This window comes from Pseudomonas sp. GW821-FHT09C10 (genome assembly GCF_059418085.1).
Genome location: NZ_JBWKPE010000016.1, coordinates 133,846 through 153,747 on the forward strand (window position 1 = coordinate 133,846; position 19,902 = coordinate 153,747).

General features: G+C 62.0%; 22 protein-coding genes. 13 read left to right on the forward strand and 9 right to left on the reverse strand.

The features are described 5' to 3' along the window. Window positions 1-17: 17 nt before the first annotated feature. From AC07OT_RS25995 to AC07OT_RS26010, 4 genes are all read left to right on the forward strand, one after another. Window positions 18-188 (forward strand): CGNR zinc finger domain-containing protein, encoded by a 171-nt coding sequence (locus AC07OT_RS25995; RefSeq protein WP_495109443.1) that lies wholly within the window; start codon window positions 18-20, stop codon window positions 186-188. Between the two features lie 190 nt (window positions 189-378). Then, window positions 379-885, forward strand: coding sequence for a peptide-methionine (S)-S-oxide reductase MsrA (gene msrA, locus AC07OT_RS26000; protein ID WP_495109413.1), 507 nt, complete (start codon window positions 379-381; stop codon window positions 883-885). A gap of 137 nt (window positions 886-1,022) precedes the next feature. Next, window positions 1,023-1,502, forward strand: a complete 480-nt coding sequence (locus tag AC07OT_RS26005; RefSeq protein WP_092354986.1) for a hypothetical protein — start codon at window positions 1,023-1,025, stop codon at window positions 1,500-1,502. Window positions 1,503-1,514: 12 nt separating this feature from the next. Next, window positions 1,515-1,757: a hypothetical protein gene (locus AC07OT_RS26010; protein WP_495109414.1), complete on the forward strand. Its 243-nt coding sequence runs from the start codon at window positions 1,515-1,517 to the stop codon at window positions 1,755-1,757. A 15-nt stretch (window positions 1,758-1,772) separates the two neighbouring features. Here AC07OT_RS26010 and AC07OT_RS26015 read toward each other — a convergent pair whose 3' ends face one another. Then, a complete protein-coding gene (locus AC07OT_RS26015) occupies window positions 1,773-2,219 on the reverse strand; it encodes a hypothetical protein (protein WP_495109415.1) in 447 nt (148 codons plus the stop codon). Between the two features lie 99 nt (window positions 2,220-2,318). Continuing rightward, window positions 2,319-2,864 (reverse strand): hypothetical protein, encoded by a 546-nt coding sequence (locus tag AC07OT_RS26020; RefSeq protein ID WP_495109416.1) that lies wholly within the window; start codon window positions 2,862-2,864, stop codon window positions 2,319-2,321. Window positions 2,865-3,185: 321 nt separating this feature from the next. Between AC07OT_RS26020 and AC07OT_RS26025 the strand changes: the two genes are divergently transcribed. Together AC07OT_RS26025 and AC07OT_RS26030 are read left to right on the forward strand one after the other, a co-directional pair. Then, window positions 3,186-3,488: a type II toxin-antitoxin system RelE/ParE family toxin gene (locus AC07OT_RS26025; protein WP_495109417.1), complete on the forward strand. Its 303-nt coding sequence runs from the start codon at window positions 3,186-3,188 to the stop codon at window positions 3,486-3,488. A 1-nt stretch (window position 3,489) separates the two neighbouring features. After that, window positions 3,490-3,879, forward strand: coding sequence for an addiction module antidote protein (locus AC07OT_RS26030; RefSeq protein ID WP_065925048.1), 390 nt, complete (start codon window positions 3,490-3,492; stop codon window positions 3,877-3,879). 187 nt (window positions 3,880-4,066) lie between these two features. On the opposite strand, the gene gudD is transcribed toward AC07OT_RS26030, so the two are convergent. Further along, a complete protein-coding gene (gene gudD / locus AC07OT_RS26035) occupies window positions 4,067-5,392 on the reverse strand; it encodes a glucarate dehydratase (RefSeq protein WP_495109418.1) in 1,326 nt (441 codons plus the stop codon). A 19-nt stretch (window positions 5,393-5,411) separates the two neighbouring features. After that, on the reverse strand, window positions 5,412-6,773 hold the full coding sequence (locus AC07OT_RS26040) for an MFS transporter (RefSeq protein WP_495109419.1): 1,362 nt from the start codon (window positions 6,771-6,773) through the stop codon (window positions 5,412-5,414). Between the two features lie 338 nt (window positions 6,774-7,111). On the opposite strand from AC07OT_RS26040, the gene AC07OT_RS26045 reads away from it, so the two are divergent. The 3 genes from AC07OT_RS26045 (at window position 7,112) to AC07OT_RS26055 (ending at window position 10,900) form a co-directional block, all read left to right on the forward strand. Next, a complete protein-coding gene (locus AC07OT_RS26045; protein WP_495109420.1) occupies window positions 7,112-7,822 on the forward strand; it encodes a FadR/GntR family transcriptional regulator in 711 nt (236 codons plus the stop codon). A 13-nt stretch (window positions 7,823-7,835) separates the two neighbouring features. Further along, entirely contained in the window at window positions 7,836-8,531 is a 696-nt protein-coding gene (locus AC07OT_RS26050; protein ID WP_495109421.1) for a tRNA (adenine(22)-N(1))-methyltransferase, read from the forward strand. Window positions 8,532-8,842: 311 nt separating this feature from the next. After that, window positions 8,843-10,900, forward strand: a complete 2,058-nt coding sequence (locus AC07OT_RS26055; protein WP_495109422.1) for a methyl-accepting chemotaxis protein — start codon at window positions 8,843-8,845, stop codon at window positions 10,898-10,900. Window positions 10,901-11,053: 153 nt separating this feature from the next. Here AC07OT_RS26055 and AC07OT_RS26060 read toward each other — a convergent pair whose 3' ends face one another. Continuing rightward, window positions 11,054-12,175, reverse strand: coding sequence for a lactonase family protein (locus tag AC07OT_RS26060; protein ID WP_495109423.1), 1,122 nt, complete (start codon window positions 12,173-12,175; stop codon window positions 11,054-11,056). 126 nt (window positions 12,176-12,301) lie between these two features. Between AC07OT_RS26060 and AC07OT_RS26065 the strand changes: the two genes are divergently transcribed. The 3 genes from AC07OT_RS26065 (at window position 12,302) to AC07OT_RS26075 (ending at window position 16,061) form a co-directional block, all read left to right on the forward strand. Next, on the forward strand, window positions 12,302-13,210 hold the full coding sequence (locus AC07OT_RS26065; RefSeq protein WP_495109424.1) for a hypothetical protein: 909 nt from the start codon (window positions 12,302-12,304) through the stop codon (window positions 13,208-13,210). Window positions 13,211-13,731: 521 nt separating this feature from the next. Beyond that, window positions 13,732-14,190 (forward strand): REP-associated tyrosine transposase, encoded by a 459-nt coding sequence (locus AC07OT_RS26070; RefSeq protein WP_495109425.1) that lies wholly within the window; start codon window positions 13,732-13,734, stop codon window positions 14,188-14,190. Window positions 14,191-14,321: 131 nt separating this feature from the next. Continuing rightward, window positions 14,322-16,061 carry an OPT family oligopeptide transporter gene (locus AC07OT_RS26075; RefSeq protein ID WP_495109426.1) on the forward strand — a complete coding sequence of 580 codons (1,740 nt, stop codon included), beginning with the start codon at window positions 14,322-14,324 and terminating at the stop codon, window positions 16,059-16,061. Window positions 16,062-16,090: 29 nt separating this feature from the next. Here AC07OT_RS26075 and AC07OT_RS26080 read toward each other — a convergent pair whose 3' ends face one another. The 3 genes from AC07OT_RS26080 to AC07OT_RS26090 all read right to left on the reverse strand — a co-directional run bounded on the left by AC07OT_RS26080 (window position 16,091) and on the right by AC07OT_RS26090 (window position 18,559). Continuing rightward, window positions 16,091-16,717 (reverse strand): glutathione S-transferase family protein, encoded by a 627-nt coding sequence (locus AC07OT_RS26080; RefSeq protein WP_495109427.1) that lies wholly within the window; start codon window positions 16,715-16,717, stop codon window positions 16,091-16,093. 99 nt (window positions 16,718-16,816) lie between these two features. Beyond that, complete coding sequence (locus AC07OT_RS26085) at window positions 16,817-18,076, reverse strand: hypothetical protein (RefSeq protein WP_495109428.1); 1,260 nt, start codon at window positions 18,074-18,076, stop codon at window positions 16,817-16,819. 102 nt (window positions 18,077-18,178) lie between these two features. Beyond that, on the reverse strand, window positions 18,179-18,559 hold the full coding sequence (locus tag AC07OT_RS26090) for a cupin domain-containing protein (protein WP_027604035.1): 381 nt from the start codon (window positions 18,557-18,559) through the stop codon (window positions 18,179-18,181). 141 nt (window positions 18,560-18,700) lie between these two features. Between AC07OT_RS26090 and AC07OT_RS26095 the strand changes: the two genes are divergently transcribed. Further along, window positions 18,701-19,423, forward strand: coding sequence for a hypothetical protein (locus AC07OT_RS26095; RefSeq protein WP_495109429.1), 723 nt, complete (start codon window positions 18,701-18,703; stop codon window positions 19,421-19,423). A 98-nt stretch (window positions 19,424-19,521) separates the two neighbouring features. On the opposite strand, the gene AC07OT_RS26100 is transcribed toward AC07OT_RS26095, so the two are convergent. Next, window positions 19,522-19,893, reverse strand: a complete 372-nt coding sequence (locus AC07OT_RS26100) for a hypothetical protein (protein WP_495109430.1) — start codon at window positions 19,891-19,893, stop codon at window positions 19,522-19,524. Window positions 19,894-19,902: the final 9 nt, after the last annotated feature.

Consider the following 19,902-nt stretch of genomic DNA (forward strand, 5'->3'; position numbering starts at 1 on the left):
CAGTGGCCGAGTCGCTGGTGGGCTTGGTCACGAACGATAAGTTTGAATTCGTCCGCCAGTGCGAGGCCCACGACTGCGTGCTGCTGTTCCATGACCTGAGCAAGTCACACCGCCGCCGCTGGTGCAGCATGGCGACGTGCGGCAACCGGATGAAGGTGGCGGCGTTTCCTTCCAGGAATAAACCGTGAGTCGATAATGGGGGGCTGGGAGATAAGTCGATCCGAATGTGGGGCATCAGTCAGGTACTCGTCGGCTATCAAGGCCTCGCGGGAGCAAGCTCCCTCGCCACAGGGGGGGCAGTTTTTCTTTGATTGAACTTGGTATTGCCCAGCATTGCCCCATAACTATCCCTGTCTCCATTAACCGCAAGGACAGACCATGACCAACCCAACCGAAACCGCCATCCTCGCCGGCGGCTGCTTCTGGGGCATGCAGGACCTGTTGCGACGCTACCCCGGCGTGCTGCAGACGCGCGTCGGCTACACCGGTGGCGATGTGCCGAATGCCACCTACCGCAACCATGGCAACCATGCTGAAGCGATTGAGATCGTGTTTGACCCAGCGGTGATTTCCTACCGGCAGATCCTTGAGTTCTTTTTCCAGATCCATGACCCCAGCACGCCGAATCGGCAGGGCAATGATCTGGGGCCAAGCTATCGTTCGGCGATTTACTACCTGAGCGAACAGCAAAGGGATATTGCCGAAGATACTGCGGCTGACGTGGATGCCTCCAAGCTGTGGCCGGGGCCTGTGGTTACGGAAATTGAACCCGCCAGGGAGTTTTGGCAGGCGGAGCCGGAGCATCAGGATTATCTGGAGCGGATACCCAACGGCTATACCTGCCACTTCATCCGGCCGAACTGGAAGCTGCCCAAGCGGGCGTGAGCGTGAGTAGCGGCGGGGGAAAGGTCGCGACAGGGGAGGTCGGCCTGCCCCCCATTTCCTCATTTCGTTTCTTTTGCCTTGAATCCACTGCCCGCCTTCTAGAGAATCCCCGCCTTTGGCTCGAAAGGAGGCGTGCGATGAAGTTCGAAGGGACGTTCCAATACATGGGCAATCACGGGATCGTGTTCAACGTTTCGCAGATCACCCTCACCGACAGCGAGCGCGGACGCCTGCGCGAGCTGCATTTTGGCGAGGCGAAAAGTGCCCATTACGAGGTCAACAGCAAGGTCGTCGAGGTGTACGACAAGATGTTGGCCAAGAGCCTGCCGTGCGTGATGATGATCGGCATCTCCAAGCCACTGACGCGGCAACAGGGCGACACCCTCAATGCCCAGCGCACCAGGATCGCCAACCTGGCCGCCAGTGCCTTCGCCGGCGCCACTTCTGCTGTGGCTTCCCCTTACGTGGGTGTTCCTGTTGGCGCGGGGGTGCGCATGTATGCCAATGAAATCCTGCCCACCTATCATGCCGGCGACGTACTGGTCAGCATCGAAGCGCAGGTCAACGGCGGCATCGGCCCGCAACGCAGCGCCTCGACACTGATCATCAAGACCTGACGGGAGAAGCACATGTCTGACATTACCCAGCTGGTCCTGGCCCTGGTGCTGTTTTTTCTGCTCGATCGGTTTGTTAAACCGTACCAGCTTCGCACGTGGCTGGGGGTGCTGCTGGTGGTGGCGGGGGCGGTCGGCTGCGTGGCGGCGAGCCAGGTCCGTCCATGGGGGGCTGACCTGGGGTTGCTGTCGATCTTTGCGGTGGCGTTGGGGGTGGGGTTGTTCCTGAAGCGGCGGCGGTTTGAGCGAGTCGGTTGAAGGGGGGGCAGCTCATTAGCCATTACAGCTCTGCTTGTTGATTTCGAACCGTCCAACCTCTTTTACGTTTTTGCTGCCGAATATGTAAATGAAGGTGCCACCCAATGAAATGATGGACTGGTCCCTTGGCATTTGCGCGGCGCAGACAGCCTGGGTGATGCTGGATTTCATCACGCCCAAGTCAACGTCCTCGGGATGGGTATCGTAATCGACCAACGTGTAATAGAACTTGAGGGCGTGACTGTTGGCCGCTTCCGCGCGAACGAAGGTTAGATGCTCGTCGATCTTTCGATTCCCGGGCGTCGTTCGTGCGGTCACGATGATGAGGTCGCTGAGGAAGCTGGGTTTGCTGGGCTGGGGTGTTTCCTGGAAGGCCTGTATGACTAAAACCCCGACCAGGCTCAAAAACAGTAACCCCCATGCCGAATACACAAACGCCTTTTTGGTTTTTGCTGTTGCCATGTCCTGGTTTCCTTGCGTTTGAGGCCCGCAGTGGCGGCGCGACGGCCTCACGGACTCAGTGGTGCGTTCCGATACCGAGGCAGGAACCCGCGAAATTGATCAGACGTGCACCGTTGGTGGCGTGAGGTCGGTTTCTTGCGCTTCGGGCGCGTCAGCAAGTTGCATGGCTGACAGCGCTTTCAGCTTGAAATAGGGGCCTGTGAAGCGTGTGCCTCCATCCAGTGTGGTGAGCGTGATCCGCTCTGAATCGCACCGATGGAATGGGCTGAACATACGTTTCTTGGGGCAGTAAACGCCTTCCTGCGTCTCGGAATACTTCAAGGCACGCATCGCGTTTTGCAGCGCCGCAGGGCTGACAGGGCTGGCCATGCACCACGCGGAAAGGGCGGCATCGTGGTACATCCTGTAGGTCGCCCCTATGCATGCACCCAGTGTGCCGCCGTAGAGGACGTTGACCTTGAATGTGGCGGTTATGCCAACGCTGTGTGCAACGAACAGCATAAGGGCCGTCGTTACAAAGCAGAGGAGGGTGCTCTCCAGCAGGGCCAATGCCTTGTAAGGGTCTACGGCCAGTTGGTCTTTGAGCTTAAGTCGTGTGACGGTCGTGTCGGCGTGTTGTGGCGCGTGGGTGTCAAGCGGTTTCAAGCGTTACCCCTCCTGGGTTGAGTCTTCCTGATCGAGAACGGCTCGCATTTTACGCAAACTGAAGCGGCTGTGCAGGACGTTTTCTTTGGGCTTCATCTCTATCGTTTGCCGCCTCAGCTTGCCGCCGATGGCGGAGTGTCAGCCACCGTGATAGCGGGCGAATGCGCAGGTGCTGAGGTGTGGTGAAGGTTAGACACAGGCGCTAATAGTATCGATCGGCTGCTTATGCGAGCGCTGGACTAGGATTTTTCTTCCGGAGTCTTCCGGACTCAAAATTCACTGGTATCGACAAGGAGTAGCCAGTAGGCTACAAAAAATTCTGTGACCAATCTGATCGGCAGGACGCCGGAGTTCGATACATGGCTCGACGGCATGAGCGATACTTATGGAAAAACCGCTGTCCTCACACGGTTAGACCGAGCCGAGGAAAATAATTTCGGCGATTGTGCACCCGTAGGCGATGAGGTGAGTGAAATGCGTGTGTTTGTCGGGCCCGGCTACAGAGTTTACTTTGTGCGTACGGGCATCACTGCTTACCTGATGCTCTGGGGCAGTGATAAAACCGACCAGAACAGAGGAATCAAACGGGCAAAAGAGATCCTTGATGCCCTGAGAGGTAGATGAAATGAGCGAATCGAAATTCAAACCAGAGGACATGCCGATCCTCGATCTTGATACCTCCGGTACCAGCGTCTATGAAGCGTCGCGCTTCCTCGATAGCCCGGAAACCATCAGCGCTTATCTGGCGCAGAGCATGAAATCTCAAGACCCGCAGGTGCTCATGAAAGCGCTTGCCGAGGTCGCCAAGGCCCAGGGCGTGAACAAGGTGGCGGAGTCTGCGGGGGTTAATCGCGAGAGTCTGTATAAGACGCTGAAAGGCGGTTCTAAAACGCGCTATGAGACGATTCAGAAGTTGATGCTGGCGTTAGGCGTGGAACTGACTGTGCAGCCGATTGCGGCGGTGGCAGTCAAGAAAACTGCAAGAGCAAAGCGGGCTTTGGCCGGTAAACCCTGACGCGCGGTTTAGCGAGCGACCACAACCCTTGTAAAACACCGAGGACCCATGTGGGAGGGGGCTTGCCCCCGATGGCGGAGTGTCAGTCGATACATGGCTGGCAAACACACCGCAATCGGGAGCAAGCCCCCTCTCACATTGGATTGATGGTGTTCTGGAGACCGAGCCGCCCCCGGAACCCAGCGCTTCAGCGCACCAGGCAAGGCTGCTTGTTGTTATAACGCCACCCCGGAATCAGGAACTGCATCGCCACGCTGTCATCCCGTGCGCCGAGGCCCATGCCTTTGTACAGTTCGTGGGCCTTGGCCACGGCGTCCATGTCGATGTCCACGCCCAGGCCAGGCTTGGCCGGCACTTTCACATAGCCGCCTTCGATTTTCAGCGGTTCGCGGGTCAGGCGTTGGCCGTCCTGCCAGATCCAGTGGGTGTCGATGGCGGTGATGTCGCCCGGGGCGGCGGCGGCCACTTGGGTGAACATGGCCAGGGAAATATCGAAGTGGTTGTTGGAGTGCGAGCCCCAGGTCAGGCCCCACTCATGGCACATCTGCGCCACGCGCACCGAGCCTTGCAGGGTCCAGAAGTGCGGGTCGGCCAAGGGGATGTCCACCGATTGCAGTTGGATCGCGTGGCCCATTTCGCGCCAGTCGGTGGCGATCATGTTGGTGGCGGTTTTCAGGCCGGTGGCGCGGCGGAATTCAGCCATGACTTCGCGCCCCGAGTAACCGTTTTCGGCGCCGCATGGGTCTTCGGCGTAGGCGAGCACGTGGTGCTGGTCGCGGCACAGGCGGATGGCTTCTTTCAATGACCAGGCGCCGTTGGGGTCGAGGGTGATGCGCGCATCGGGGAAGCGTTCGGCCAGGGCGGTGACGGCTTCGATCTCTGCATCGCCACTCAATACGCCGCCTTTGAGCTTGAAGTCGTTGAAGCCGTACTTGGCCTTGGCGGCTTCGGCCAGGCGCACCACGGCCTCGCTGGTCAGGGCGGTTTCATGGCGCAGGCGGAACCACGCGTCGTCGCTGTCGGTTTCGTTGCGGTAAGCCAGGTCGGTGGCGCTGCGGTCGCCGACATAGAACAGGTAGCCGAGCATTTTCACCGCATCACGCTGCTGGCCTTCGCCGAGCAGGGCAGCCACCGGCACTTCGAGGAACTGGCCCAGCAGGTCGAGCAGGGCGGCTTCCATGGCGGTGACGGCATGGATGGTGATGCGCAGGTCAAAGGTTTGCAGGCCACGGCCCGCCGAATCCCGTGAGGCAAAGGTGCTGCGCATCTGGTTGAGGACGCGCTGGTACTGGCCGATGGGTTGGCCGATCACCAGGCTGCGCGCGTCTTCCAGGGTTTCGCGGATGCGTTCGCCGCCGGGGACTTCACCGACGCCGGTGTTGCCGCTGCTGTCCTTGAGAATCACGATGTTGCGGGTAAAAAACGGTCCGTGGGCGCCGCTGAGGTTGAGCAGCATGCTGTCGTGACCGGCCACCGGGATGACCTGGAAGTGGGTGATGACGGGAGTATTCATGGCTAATTCCTAAAGAGGCTCAGAGAGATTTGCTGATGGCAGCGCCGGTGGGCACGGCGCCCGAAGAGGCCAATGCGGCAGCGGGCGAGGTCTTGGCGAAGAACACCAGGATTGCGGCGAGCACCGAGGTGCCGGCCAGGCCGTAGAGGCCGCCCTGGATCGAGCCGGTGGTCTGCTCCAGGAAGCCGAAGGTGGTCGGCGCAACGAAGCCACCCAGGTTGCCGATGGAGTTGATCAAGGCAATCACGGCTGCAGCGATGCGCACGTCCAGGTAGCCCTGTGGGATGGGCCAGAACAGCGAAGACGCTGACTTGAACCCAATGGCCGCAAAGCAGATCGCCACGAACGCGAAGATCGGCCCGCCGGTGGTGGACATGAACATGCCCGCCGCGGCAATCAACAGCGCAGCCGCAACCCAGGCCTGCTGGAACTTGAATTTGCCCGACAGCGTCGCGAAGGCGTACATGGCGATGATCGAGATCAGCCACGGGATCGAGTTGAAGAAACCCACCTGCACATCGCTCAGGTCACCCATCTTCTTGATGATGCTCGGCAGCCAGAACGTCGCCGCGTAGATCGTCAGTTGAATGCAGAAGTACAGGGCGCAGAACAGCAGGATCTGACGGTCCCTGAGCAGCTTGCCGAGGGTCGGCTTGACGCTGGTCAGGGCTTCACGCTCGCGCTGTTCCTGGTCGATGGCGTTGACCAGCGCATCCTGTTCTTCGCGGGTCATCCATTTGGCGTCGTGGGGCTTGGAATCGAGCCAGAACCACACAAAGAAACCGATCACCACCGAGGCCAGGCCTTCGATGGCGAACATCCATTGCCAGCCGTGGAAGCCGAACCCTTCGATCTGCAGCAGCGCGCCTGACAGCGGGCCGGAGATCAGCGAGGCCACCGCCGAGCCGCTGAGGAAAATCGCAATGGCCTTGCCGCGCTCAACCCCCGGCAGCCAGCGCGTGAAGTAGTAGATCACCCCAGGGAAGAAGCCGGCTTCGGCCACGCCCAGCAGGAAGCGCAGGATGTAGAAGTGGGTTTCGTTCTGGATGAACGCCATCAGCGTGGCGACGATGCCCCAGGTGAACATGATGCGGGTCAGCCAGATGCGCGCGCCGACCTTTTGCAGCAGCATGTTGGAGGGCACTTCAAAGAGCGCGTAGCCGATGAAGAACAGCCCGGCACCGAAGCCATAGGCGGCAGCGCCGATGCCCAGGTCATGTTCCAAGTGCGTGCGCACAAAGCCGATATTGACCCGGTCGATGTAGTTGAGGATGAACATGATCACGAACAGTGGGAGCACATGGCCCTTCACTTTGCTCACGGCGCGCGCGAGGACCGGATCACTTTCTGGTGCGGCAGATGCATGGCTTGAATTGTTCACAATTCAAAACTCCCCCTGATTGTTTTTATGCGGGTTTGCGTGTCTTGTTGATAGACATCATACAAGTGAGTTTCTGAGGTTCGCAATACGGTCGTGAGTGATTTGTTCTTATAAGACCGTACGGTTATCGGGTATTTTGGTTATTTTCTTAATGTTTATTGGGTTTTTTGGCGCGTTGAAGAGCGCTGGCTGTCGCGAGTTCTTCAGGGTGACGATGATGAGATAAGGCAGGGCTAAGATTGGTTGTCATACAAGTCGGCTGACTTTTGAATCAACCCCGCCTCGTGCCCGATCGGGATGTTAAGCTCCCTCCAGCCCAACCCCGTGGACCCGCAACGATGCCCATTGACAGTGGACCTCCCGTCCGTAGACGCTCCAACAACCTGGCCCAAGGCGTGCTCGACGCCCTGACCCAGCGCATCCTGCTTGGGCAGTTGAAGCCCGGTGAAAAACTGCCGTCCGAATCCACCATCGTGCTCGAGCATGGGGTGAGCCGGACTGTGGTGCGCGAGGCCCTGTCCAAGCTGCAAGCCTCGGGGCTGGTGGAGACGCGCCATGGCATCGGCACCTTTGTGCTGGCGCAACAGGCCCAGCGAGGCTTGCGCCTGCATGTGGACACCGTCGCCAGCGTGCGCAACATGCTCGAGCTGCGCCTGGGCCTGGAAGTGCAGGCGGTGGCGCTGGCCGCCGTGCGCAGGTCCGACACGCAGCTGGCCCACATGCGCGCCGCTCTCGACGACTACCAGGCCTCGCTGGCCAACAACGACAGCTGCGTGGAAGAGGACAAGCGTTTTCACCAGTTGATCGCCGAAGCCACCGGCAACACGTTCTTCACCGAGATCATGCAGCACCTGGGCAATGCGATGATTCCGCGTACCCAGGTGAAGGGTGACGAGCGCGGCGGGGCGGACTTTGCCAAGCTCGGGCAACTGGCGAACCTGGAGCATGAGGCGATCTTCAACGCGATCAAGCGCCAGGATCCGGATGCCGCAAGGGCGGCGATGGTGTTGCATCTGACCAACAGCCGGGATCGATTTTCCGGCGAATAAAAAGGAACGCAGGTTGAACGAACACACCTTGTCCATGCGCCTGGAGCGTGTGGCCGCGCAGGTGCCGAGGGGCGCGCGGCTGGCCGATATCGGCTCGGACCACGCCTACCTGCCGGTGGCCTTGATGCGCCGTGGCGTGATTGAGGCGGCGGTGGCGGGCGAGGTGGCGAGCACGCCGTTCCACGCGGCGCAGCGCACCGTGCGCGACAATGGCCTGGAGCAGCACGTCACGGTGCGCCTGGCCGATGGGTTGGCGGCGATAGAGCCGGCGGACGCGATCACCGCGATCAGCGTCTGCGGCATGGGCGGCGAGACGATCCGCGACATCCTCGACAGCGGCAAGGCCCACCTCAGCGGCCGCGAACGTCTGATCCTGCAACCCAACGGCGGCGAACAGCCGTTGCGCTACTGGTTGATGAGCAACGGCTACCGCATCCTCAGTGAGGAGCTGCTGCACGAAAACCGCTTCTACTATGAAATCATCATGGCCGAGCGCGCCGAACCCGTGGTGTACAGCGCTGAGGAGCTGTACTTCGGCCCCATGCACCTGCAGGCCCGCAGCCCGGCGTTCCTCGCCAAGTGGCAGCGTGCGTTGCGCCTGAAAAAACGTACCCTGGCGGGCTTTGAACAGGCTCGGCAGCGGGTGCCGCAGGCGAAGGCGCAAGCCATCGCCGAGCAGGTCCAGTGGATTACCCGGCTGCTGGCGTGAACAGTCCGGCGTATCCCCTTCAAGTTCTTCCCGTGTGCGGCCGATAGGCTGTGGTGATTGAGGGCGTTTCAGTGCGCGCCTCGGGTGGTCGTCTCCGCAGGTGACGATGCCTGTGTCGCAACTGGGTGCTTTCGCCCCATTTTCGAGCACGCCTCGGGCCGTATTGGCGCGTCGCGTGCCCTGTTTCAGGGCTGTGCAGCAGCGGCCCGTATCTTGCTAGTGCCAACCTAATCAATGACATGGCATTTTGCCGTTAGTCATTTCAAGGCTTCGCCTGCCGTCTAACGCGTGGGTTGTTTTTGGGAGTGGACATGCACAGCCTTTTATCACCCGGTATCCGCCTGCTCGGACGTTTCGGCTTCGCACGTAAGTTCCAGATCCTGTTCTTCCTGTTCATGCTGCCCCTGGCGGGCAGCCTGTGGATGATCGGCCAGGACTATCGCGACAAATTAAGCGTGATTTCCAACGAACAGTCCGGCGTTCGCCAGCTGTTGGCCCTGGATGCACTGGACGGCCAGTTGACGGCGCAACGTAACCTGGCGGCGCGCTGGAAGGCGGCGGACATCCTGCACGCCCCGACACCGGAAGCGAAGGCGGCGATGGATAACGTCGATGCCAATTTCCCGCTGATCCTGCAAAGCCTGCAAGCCCTCGGCGAGGCGTTGAAAACCCAGAACGCCAGCGCTGATGTCATGGCCCGCTTCGAAGCGTTGCAGGGCACCGTCAAGGGCATGGATTCGTCATCGCTGCGCACCGTCGGGTGGTGGCCGGACGGCTACGACCGCTTCACCACCGCGCTGACGGCCATGCAGGCGCTGCGCGAACAGATCGCCCTGGACGCCGGGCTGATCCTCGACCCGTGGCTGGAAACCTACATGCTCATGCAGATGGGCACCCAGCACGCGCCCGACCTGATCGAGCGCATCGGTCGCATGGCCAGCGTGGGGCAGTCGTCCATTTCTTCGGGACAGTTCACCTTACAGAGCCGTTTGCAGATGCGCGACTTGCGCAGCCGCATCGGCGATGCGCGCGACCAGTTGACCAAGGCCGCCTCTTCGCTCAAGGCCAAGCAGTTCGCGGGCATGGAACCCTGGACCGGACAGTACGACAACAGCCTGCAAGTGCTGGATAACGAACTCAAGGTGCTCGACGACGGCGTGTTTGGCGGCACCATCAAGCTCGACACCGCCGCCTTCGACCGCAGTGTCGACGCCATGCTCGGCAGCCTCGGCGCGCTGCGCAAGCAGTCGTTGACCTCTCTGGACGCGCGCCTGAGCTATTACCACGACCGTTCACTCAAGCAATTCATCCCGATGGCGGCGACATTCAGCCTGTTGGCCCTGGCGGCGCTGTACCTGTTCATGTGCCTGCAAGCCTCCATCCGTCGCAGTGCCAGCGGCATTACCACGTTGGCCGAGTCCCTGCGCGACGGCAACCTGTGCGTGGAAGTGGCGGTGGAAGGGCGCGACGAACTCGCGGCGATCAGCACCGCGTTGAACGTCGCGGTGGTGCAATTGCGCACCAGCCTGCTCGGCGTCAATCACGAAACCCAGCAACTCGGCTCGGCGGTGCTCACCCTTAATTCGCAATCGGGCAGCACCCTCAGCGAAGTCGAGGACCAGCAGCACCAGATCAGCCAGATCGCCGCCGCCGCCACGCAGTTGGCCGCCACGTCCATGGGCGTCGCGCGCAGCTGCGAGCAGGCCTCGGGCAGTGCCCAGCAGACCCGGCGCATCGCCGAAGACAGCAGCCGCGACAGCCAGCGTACCACCGCCAGCATCCAGCAGCTCAACCAGCGCCTGACCGACACCTCGGACGCCTTGCAGCAGGTCAGCCAGCAAGGCCAGCAGATTCAATCGGTGGTCGACACCATTCGCGGCATTGCCGAGCAGACCAACCTGCTGGCGCTCAACGCAGCCATCGAAGCCGCCCGCGCAGGCGAGCAGGGCCGAGGGTTTGCGGTGGTCGCCGATGAAGTGCGCAGCCTGTCGCAACGCACTCAGGCGTCGACGGCGCAGATCGCCGGCACCGTCGACAGCCTGCGCGCCACCGTGAGCCAGGCGGTGACGCTGATGGGCGCCGCATGCGAGCAGGCGTTGACCGATGCCGAGTCCGTCACCGGCCTGGGCACGCGCCTGGGCGAGATAGCCGGCGCGGTGCAGAACGTCACCGACACCCTGGCGCAAATCGCCACGGCGGTGGAGGAGCAGGCGGCGACGGCGGACGAAGTGAGCGGCAATATCCAGCAAGTCGACCAGGCCGCCGGGCGCCTGCTGGACGGCGCCCGCGCGGTAAACCGTGCGGCGGACACCTTGAGCAAGGGCAGCCAGGCGTTGAGTGATAACACCGCACGGTTTCGCCTGAGCTGAGGCCTGTACACCCTCAAGATCCAACCCTGTGGGGGTGTAGAACCGTAGACATCGTTTACATCTGAAACCGGGGACATCGTTTACACATTTGAGGCCTGGACGCGGGTCATACCTCGTCCAAGCCTCCCCAAGGGATAATCACACAGGTTCAGGTCAGTTGGCCGAGGTATGCAGCACCTCAATCCACAGCGCCCCCTTGCCCGACGCCGCTTCCCCCACCCGCTTCAACGCACCGCTGGCGCTGACTGCATAGGTGCCGACCTTGTCGCTTTTCTCGCCGGTCACCAGCAGCCAATGCCCGTTGGGGGAGAACGCGATATTGCGCGGCTGCTTCTCCTCGACCGGGTAGTTGTCGACATAGCGCAGGCCGCCGGTGGCGGTATCCACCGCAAACGCCGACACCGAACTGCTGGTGCGCTCGCTCATCAGCAACAGCCTGCCGTCCGGCGACAGGCGCAGGTCGGCCGCCCAGATGCGCGGCGTCGGGTCGTCTTTCAGGTCATTGTTGCGCGCGTCACGCACTTCACCATGGGCCAGTTTCAAACGCTCGGGAATGCCATTGGCCACGCCGATCTGCGTCAGCGCACCGGTGCCGTCATCGATGGCAAACGCGGTGACGGTGCCGCTCATTTCACCGACCACATACAGGTACTTGCCGTTGGCCGAAAACGCCAGGTGCCGAGGCCCGGTATTGGCCGGCACGCTCACGAAGCCGCTGCCGATCGGGGTGAGTGCGCCGGTGGCGGCGTCGAAGCGGTATTGCAGCACATGGTCCGTGCCCAGGTTGCCGGCGTAGGCAAAGCGATTGCTGGGGTCGGTGCGCAGCGAGTGGGCATGCAGGCCGGTTTTGTAGGTGCGGATGGGGTCGGGCTTGACGATGGGCTGGACGCTGAGGGTGTCGGCACCGTAGGACGCCGCGAGCAAATAGCGCCCGGCGCGGTCGGTGGCCAGGTACGCCATGCTTTCGGCCAGCGGCGCCTTGGACTGCGGCGTCAGGCGGCCGGTTGTCGGGTCGATGCTGAAGCCCTGGACCTGAAACGGTTTGACCCGCAGGGCCGCGAACAAGGTCTTGCCGTCGGGACTGAGGGCCATGGGGTTGACCTGATCGCCGGCCGTCACTTGCTCGACCAGGCTCAGGGCGCCATTGCTTTCGTCGAGGCGGTACTGGGAAATCAGCCCGTCACCGGGGCTGGAGATATACGCAAACGTGGCGGCGTGGGCGTGGGCACTGAAGCCGCAGACAACGGCGGCGGCCAGGAGCAGGGGTTTGTTCACGGGTGATCCTTTATTGTTATGGGTGTGATCAGTCATCGTATGACTGTGGGCGAATCTCGGCAATGATTGTTTTATCGGCGGTCGGGGCGCTGTATCTCTGCCCGCGCCAAGGGCATGATGCGCTGCATGAATAACGACCCCGTGGCACTTTACTGGCGCTTCAAGGCCCCCGATCCCGGCATCGGCTCGCGCGAACAGGCACCCATGCTCGCCCAGGAGCAGGCCTGGGCGCGGGAGCATGCAGCCGGGCATCACTTCAGTTGGATCGAAGTGCTGCTGCCGCCGCTGTGCTTTGGTGTGTTCCTGCCCAGCCTGGTGTTCATGCTGGGCGTGTGGCTGTACGGGGCCGCGTTCGCGCCAGGGCTGGACGTAGACCGTGTCATCGGCGACACGTTTGCCTGGCAGGTGTTGGCGGCGGTGGTCTTTACGGCGGCCTGGGGGCTGCGCAACTACCTGCGTGATACCCGCGATCCCATCAAGCGCTACTGGCAGGCCATGCCGGACCAGGGCGTGGTCGAGCTGGAGCGCCACAGGCTGGTGTCGGGCACCAGCCTGTGGGCCTCGGACTACGATCCCGACTGCAACGCCCTGACGCAATGGAAAAACGGCGAGCTCGAACGCACCCAGAGCAGCGGGGTGTCGCAGTGGATCGTCGCCAAGACCACGGCGGGCCACTGGCTGGTATTCAAGGACGAATACCCCGGCGACTTCACGTACAACCGAGTCGGCCACATGCCGGCACCGGACAAACAACTGCAACCCTGCCAGGACCTGGCCTTTACCTTCGCTCCCGGCACCAACCTGATGCTGGGCCGACGTTTCGACGGCGAACCGCTGCCCTTGCTGGACACCGGGTATTGGCTGGCGGCCGATGAGCTCAAGCGCCTTACAGCAATCGCCCATCACTGGGCGTTTTTCCCGCCGGACCGCTATGGCGTGGTCAATCCCCGGAACGCGCCGTGGGTGCAGCAACTGTTGGACAAGGCACAAGCCGATGGCGAGGTGGCCGGGGGAATGGGTTTTACGCACGCTTAGTGGTGAGCGGACTTTTTGTGGTGAGCGGGCTTCTGTGGTGAGCGGGCTTGCCCCGCGCTGGGCCGCGAAGCGGCCCCATCAAGAACACCGCGTTTTTCCAGGTGAATCCTGATCACAGCTTTTGGGGCCGCTTCGCAGCCCAGCGCGGGGCAAGCCCGCTCACCACAAAAAGCCAGGTCACTCCAGGCCGGATACATTCAGGCACCCGATGACAGGTTTTCTGTAATGGGATGATCTTTTGTGATGGGGCACACGTGTAGTGGTGAGTGGACTTTTTGTGGTGAGCGGGCTTGCCCCGCGCTGGGCCGCGAAGCGGCCCCATCAAGAGCACCGCGTTTTTCCAGGTAAATCCTGATAACAGCTTTTGGGGCCGCTTCGCAGCCCGGCGCGGGGCAAGCCCGCTCACCACAAAAAAGCCAGGTCACTCCAGGCGGATACATTCAGTCACCCGATGACCCTGGCTCGCCAGCTACGGCGCGCTAGTGTTAATGCTCTTCAGGACGGTCCCCAGGAGCAACGGAATGCGCCCCACACCCCAATCCCATCGCCTGCGTCACGGCCGGTACTCTGAATACGGGCGCAGTTACCTCATTACCATTGTCGTGCATCACCGTCAGCGCCTATTCACCGACCTTTATCTGGGTCGTCTGCTGGTTGCCGAATTCCGGCAGGTTCATGAGCTGGGATTGGTCGACTCTCTGGCCTGGGTCATCATGCCTGACCACATTCACTGGTTGTTTGAGCTGAAGCAGAAGACGTTGCCCGACGTGGTGCGGCGTATGAAGTCGCGTAGCACGCTGACCATCAACCGGCGTCGTCAAAGCAAGGAGCGTGTCTGGCAACCCGGTTATCACGATAGGGCTGTCCGCGCGGAGGATGATGTTCGCAAGATGGCTCGCTACATCATTGCCAACCCTTTGCGGGCCGGATTGGTGGCGCAGGTAGGGGATTATTCGTTATGGGATGCTGCATGGCTCTGATTGAGTAATTGATGGCGCAGTGGTTGAAGCCCGCTCACCATAAAAAGGTGTCCGCTTGCCGCATAGGAACCTTCAGGCCTTAAGGGGCTCACTTGTTATGTCGCCCTGTTCCCCTGCCGAAAGGAATCCGCATGCATGCCACCTCATCAATGGTCCCCCTTCATCCCCCCGTCGAACGCGAACTGAGCCTGCGCGCGGTCATCACCGGCACCGTGCTCGGTATCCTGCTGACCCCTTCGAACGTGTACGCCGGGTTGAAGATCGGCTGGTCGTTCAACATGTCGATCATTGCCCTGCTGGTGGGGTATGCGATCTGGCAGGGCCTGGCGAGGCGGTCGTCGGAGCAGCTGCCGTGGACGCTGCATGAGAGCAATATCAACCAGACCGTCGCCTCGGCCGCCGCTTCGATCATTTCCGGTGGGCTGGTGGCGCCGATCCCGGCCTATACCCTGCTGACCGGTAACCAGCTGGATGCGCTGCCGATGATCGCCTGGGTGTTCTCGGTGAGTTTCCTGGGCATCTGGATCGCCTGGTACCTGCGGCCTTCGTTGCTCAATGACAAGGCGCTGAAGTTTCCTGAAGGCATGGCCACCCTGGAAACCCTGCTGCATATCTACAACCATGGGCGCGAAGCGGCGACGCGCTTGAAGGTGCTGCTCAGTGCGGCGTTGCTGTCCGGGCTGGTGAAGTGGGTAGACACCTTTATGTGGGCCTTCCCGCGTTGGTCGCCATCCGCCCAGCTGGAGCGCCTGACCTTCACTGCCGACCCTTCGCTGTTGCTGCTGGGGTTTGGCGGCATTATCGGCATTCGCGTAGGCCTGACCCTGCTGCTCGGCGCCTTGCTCGCCTGGGGCGGCCTGGGCCCGTGGCTGCTGGCGCAAGGCCTGGTGAGCTTGCCGGCCGGCAGCAGCGGCCCGCAATTTGCGGCGTTGGTGGAGTGGTTGCTGTGGCCGGGAGTGAGCCTGATGGTGTGCTCGACCTTGGCGTCGCTGACGATTCGTCTGTGGGCGTTATACACCTCGACCAAGTCCGCCGGCGGGCAAGCCTGGAGCGTACCCAAACCCGGGCCGGCCGCTGGTTTTGTGCTGTCGATCGTATTGGTGGTGAGCCTGCAGGCGCTGTTGTTCGGCATCAACCTGTGGATGGCGTTGCTGACCATCCCCCTGGCGATCTGCCTGGCGGCCGTCGCTGCCCGTGTGGTGGGCGCCACCGGTATTCCGCCGATTGGCGCCATCGGGCAGTTGTCCCAGCTGAGCTTCGGTATCGTCGCGCCGGGGCAGGTGCCGATCAACCTGATGAGCGCCAACACCGCCGGCGGCTCGGCCGGGCAGTGCACCGACCTGATGAACGACTTCAAGGTCGGCAAGGCCATTGGTGCCACGCCTCACAAGCAAGTGATCGCGCAGATCCTGGGGATTTTCATTGGCAGCATCGTCGGGGTGTTTGCGTACCTGGCGCTGATTCCTGATCCGCATTCGATGTTGCTCACCGAGGAATGGCCGGCGCCGGCGGTCGCGACCTGGAAAGCCGTGGCGCAAACCCTCACCCATGGGCTGGATTCATTGTCGGCGAGCATTCGCTGGGCGATCGGTATCGCAGGGCTGGCCGGGGTGTTGCTGGGCGTACTCGACAGCCTGTTACCCGCCCATCGCGCCCGCTACCTGCCCAGTGCTGCCGCGTTGGGGCTGGCGTTTGTGCTGCCAGCTTCGGTGTCGCTGATGATGGCCCTGGGTGCGGTGCTCACCTGGCTGGTGAGCTGCCGCTGGCCGAGCCTCACCGAGCGGTTTGCGATTACCGCAGCGGCGGGGTTGATTGCGGGGGAGAGCATCACCGGCGTGGGCGCTTCGCTGTGGCAGATGGCGGCGCCTTAGCCTCTGTCACGCAGTCGAGGGCAAGCTACTCACTTGGCAAACGCATACTCCCCACCCTGTTCCAGCGCCTGGCGATAAGCCGGGCGTGCCTGGAAACGCTGCACCCACGCCGCCAGGTGCGGGTACGCCGCCAGCTTGCCCTGGGCCTTGGCGATTTCGCCGATAAAGCTCATCTGGATGTCCGCGCCGCTCAAATCATCCCCCAGCAGATACGGCGTGTGTGCCAGTGCCTCGTTGAGGTAACCGAGGTAATTGGCCACTTCCGATTCGATCCGCGGGTGCAGCGGCGCACCGGCTTCACCCAGGCGGCCCACATACAGGTTAAGCATCAGCGGCAGCATGGCCGAGCCTTCGGCGAAGTGCAGCCATTGCACGTACTGGTCGTAGGCGGCCGTGGCCGGGTCCGGTTGCAGGCGACCGTCGCCATGCCGGCGGATCAGGTAGTCGACGATGGCGCCGGACTCGATCACCACGTTGGCGCCGTCTTCGATCACCGGGGATTTACCCAGCGCATTGATCGCCTTGAGCTCCGGCGGCGCAAGGTTGGTTTTCGGGTCGCGCTGGTAGCGCTTGATCTCGTACGGCAGGCCAAGCTCTTCCAGCAGCCACAGAATGCGCTGCGAACGTGAGTTGTTGAGGTGATGGACAATGATCATGGGAACTCCGCGGGGCATGGGGTGTGTAGGAACAGACTGCTGCGGCAACGTAGAGTGCCCTGAATCAGCGGGATGTTTGCTTGGCAAACGTCCCTTCGATCAACGCACCACCTCGAACGCCGTGTATTCATACGCCGAGCGCATTTTGCTCGAGGTCGTTGCCAGCGTCACGGCAATGCCCAGGTCTTCGATAAACGCGCGCGAGGTCTTGTAGTCGCCTTGCTCGCACTCAAGCTTAATGGCGTCGCCGGTCAACGAGGCAAACACCTGTCGGGCCGGGAAGCGCTGGCCTATCTTGCAGCTCACGGAGGTCTCGAGCGGGGTATCGGTCGGTTTGCCGGGCACGTTCGCCATGTGCAGGTTGGCGCTCAGCGTCTGGCCAGGCGTCCAACTGCTCGGAATGCTCAGTTCGGCTTCGCGGGTCAGCAGCACCTGGCCGTCGCCCACGCCGTTCATCTTCGACTTCAACTGGATCAGGTCCGCCTGCACCAGGCGCTCGACATGGAAGGTGTCGCTGTAGATCTCATTCTTGTTCAGCAAGCCACCCACCGCCGTGAAGGTCACCGAGGTGGGGCTGTCGTTGTTGCCATCGCTTTTTTTCGACAGGTAGGTGTAGTTCAACGTCTTGAACTTCGGCTGCAGCAGGGCCGAGTCGAGGCGCTGGAGCACGCTGGCGGGGACGGCGACGTCGTTGATGCTCGGCTCTACGACGGTGCGCGGGTAGTCCACCGGTTGGATGTCCGGACGCGACCAGGCCAGCAGCGCCGCATCGACACCACCCTGCAACGAACAACTGATGCGCGATTGCGTGCCGTCGCTGCCCTCCGGCTCTACCAGCAGCACGCGCTCGACTTCGCGGGTGCCGGGCGCGACGCCGGGCCGTGGCTTGATGGCCTGCCAGCGGTCGCCGACCTTGAGCTCGCTACGGATGTAGGCGCCGTCGCCTTTTTGCAGGCGAGCCGGTTGGTCGAGCAGCGGGGCAAGGCGTTGGGCAACCTCGTCGATGTTGCCTTGCACAACAAAGCCCCAGTAATAGTAGAGCCCCAGATTGCCGAGGTCGGTGGCCTCGTCGGCGTACGACAACAGCTTCAAGCCGGCGATCGGCGGCGTGCTGACCGGCACCGCGTTGGCCTTGCGGTCTGCACGGTTGACCACCGCGATCCACGAGAAGTCTTTTTCCTGCTTGAGCGGCGCGTAGGCCTGCCAGGCGTCGCGATGGCTGTTCAGGCGGCTGAAGAACGTCGCGTCGCAGCGGGTGAAGGCCTTGAGTGTATCGGTCAGCGCGGCGTCGTCGGCGTGGGCGATGGAAGGCAGCAGCGCAGAGGCGAGGAGGAGGGCGGCAGCGGTGGGCAACTTCATCGAGCGGGATGTCCGTATCGGGGGCGGGAGCTGGGCATTATCCAGAAATTACCCGCTAAAGGCTCGACTCAATGACCGAGCCCCATGAGGCGCGCGATTTTTTCAGATCCAAAGATCGTTTGTTGCAGTACGTTCACCGCCTTCATGACCGGTATTCAGAATGCCTCGCGGTTCGATCATCATCAGCTTCGCCTCACCCTCGGCGGCAGTCCGATGTTCAACGCCACGCGGGACCACATACAGCTCGCCCGCCGCCACGTACACCGGGCCTTCCGGCAGATCGATACGCAGCGTCCCTTCCAGCACCAGGAATGCTTCGTCGGTTTCCGGGTGCGAGTGCCAGATGAACTCCCCTTCGATGCGCACCACCTTGAACTGGTAGTCGTTCATTTCGGCGACGACCCTGGGGCTCCACTGCGCGTCGATGAGCGATGCCTTTTGCGCGAGGTTTACCGGTTGTGCCGAGTGCTGTGAGGTAGCCATGATCCATCCTCTGGTAGGTAAGACGGCCAGACTATCGAGGCCACGAGGCGCCTGGCTTGTACGATCCTGCAAGTTGGTCGTCTAAAGCTCGGCCGATTTCCGGCGATAACCTGTATGAACCGCCAATCAAGGATCGATGAAATGGCTCTTTTCGTCAGCGCTGCCTATCTCCCGCCGGCCAACACCAGTCTTACACCTTCCGAGCAGAAACTCGTGGCCCAGCCCCTGACGGACGCCGCGAAAGACGCGTTGGCCAACGCCGCCCCGGCGGCCGTCTACCATCCCAGTGGATCAGCCAGCGCCCCCTTGGAACCGCTGGAGGTGGTCGACACCTGGGTCGGTCGGACCCAGTCGCGAGACTTTCCTCGCCGCGCTGAAATCTTCAACGGGGCGTTCAGTACGCTGAAGGCTTCCTTCAAGTCATTCGAGTCAGCGCTGTCGGCCACCGCTCCCGACTTGGCCGGCAAAAAATACGGCTTCACCGTCGAAGCCGATGGCCGCCTGAAAGTGCTGGATTCGGCCAGCCAGCTCAGCCGCTCGGATACCCAGCGGCTGACGGATTTGCTCAATCAATCCCTTGGTCTGAAAACCGCAGCCGTTGCCTACCGGAATGCCGCCATCGACACGGTGGACGCCGATTCGGTCTGGTCGGGCCTGGGCTATTACAGCCTGACCAACGAAAACTTCGCCAAGACCCTTGATCTGGCGCCTCTACTCACGGATCACGACCCGTCGGACATCAAGGGGGCCAAGGACCGGACTTTTATCCAACAACTGCAATACAAAGGCGAGCGGGCGACGCAAGCGACGGAAGCGGCGATGTATGAGCGGCGTGGAGTGCAGCGGTTCAGTACGCAGGCGTGACCTGCCTGGTGGGGTAAAAATGCAGCCGTGCAGCGACCATCGCGAAAGCCCGCAGATGCCCTGCCCATTGGTACAACCGGCGCCAGGAAGATGCGCACTCACACCTTGGCCGTATGCACCTTGGCCAGGCGCACGCGCCAATCGCCGTCATGGCGCAGGCGGCATTCTTCCTCGGAGTCGAAGTGTACGCAGCGCCCCATGGGCGCGCCGTGCACGTCGGCGTCGTTGAGTGCAGCGGCGGTCAGCTCACGCATGCGTGTGTCTGCCCCGGTCGAGAGGGCGTGTTCCTTGCGGGCGCGGCTGTCGAACACCCAGATCACCCGCAGGCTTTGGGGGAAGGCGCTGTAGTCGACGGTGTGGGTCAGCCAGTCGAAGCCGGGGATTTCAGTCTTGGCGGTTTCGCAAGCGTCGGTGAGGGCGGCGATGAGACGGCGGTCGAGGCGGGCGGTTTCGCGATGGGTCAGGGGCATGGAGATTCT

Coding starts and splice junctions, on each gene's coding strand:
- msrA (WP_495109413.1), top strand. CDS start 379: ATGACCAACCCAACCGAAACCGCCATCCTCGCCGGCGGCTGCTTCTGG.
- AC07OT_RS26005 (WP_092354986.1), top strand. CDS start 1,023: ATGAAGTTCGAAGGGACGTTCCAATACATGGGCAATCACGGGATCGTG.
- AC07OT_RS26010 (WP_495109414.1), top strand. CDS start 1,515: ATGTCTGACATTACCCAGCTGGTCCTGGCCCTGGTGCTGTTTTTTCTG.
- AC07OT_RS26015 (WP_495109415.1), bottom strand. CDS start 2,219: ATGGCAACAGCAAAAACCAAAAAGGCGTTTGTGTATTCGGCATGGGGG.
- AC07OT_RS26030 (WP_065925048.1), top strand. CDS start 3,490: ATGAGCGAATCGAAATTCAAACCAGAGGACATGCCGATCCTCGATCTT.
- gudD (WP_495109418.1), bottom strand. CDS start 5,392: ATGAATACTCCCGTCATCACCCACTTCCAGGTCATCCCGGTGGCCGGT.
- AC07OT_RS26045 (WP_495109420.1), top strand. CDS start 7,112: ATGCCCATTGACAGTGGACCTCCCGTCCGTAGACGCTCCAACAACCTG.
- AC07OT_RS26055 (WP_495109422.1), top strand. CDS start 8,843: ATGCACAGCCTTTTATCACCCGGTATCCGCCTGCTCGGACGTTTCGGC.
- AC07OT_RS26065 (WP_495109424.1), top strand. CDS start 12,302: ATGAATAACGACCCCGTGGCACTTTACTGGCGCTTCAAGGCCCCCGAT.
- AC07OT_RS26070 (WP_495109425.1), top strand. CDS start 13,732: ATGCGCCCCACACCCCAATCCCATCGCCTGCGTCACGGCCGGTACTCT.
- AC07OT_RS26075 (WP_495109426.1), top strand. CDS start 14,322: ATGCATGCCACCTCATCAATGGTCCCCCTTCATCCCCCCGTCGAACGC.
- AC07OT_RS26080 (WP_495109427.1), bottom strand. CDS start 16,717: ATGATCATTGTCCATCACCTCAACAACTCACGTTCGCAGCGCATTCTG.
- AC07OT_RS26085 (WP_495109428.1), bottom strand. CDS start 18,076: ATGAAGTTGCCCACCGCTGCCGCCCTCCTCCTCGCCTCTGCGCTGCTG.
- AC07OT_RS26090 (WP_027604035.1), bottom strand. CDS start 18,559: ATGGCTACCTCACAGCACTCGGCACAACCGGTAAACCTCGCGCAAAAG.
- AC07OT_RS26095 (WP_495109429.1), top strand. CDS start 18,701: ATGGCTCTTTTCGTCAGCGCTGCCTATCTCCCGCCGGCCAACACCAGT.
- AC07OT_RS26100 (WP_495109430.1), bottom strand. CDS start 19,893: ATGCCCCTGACCCATCGCGAAACCGCCCGCCTCGACCGCCGTCTCATC.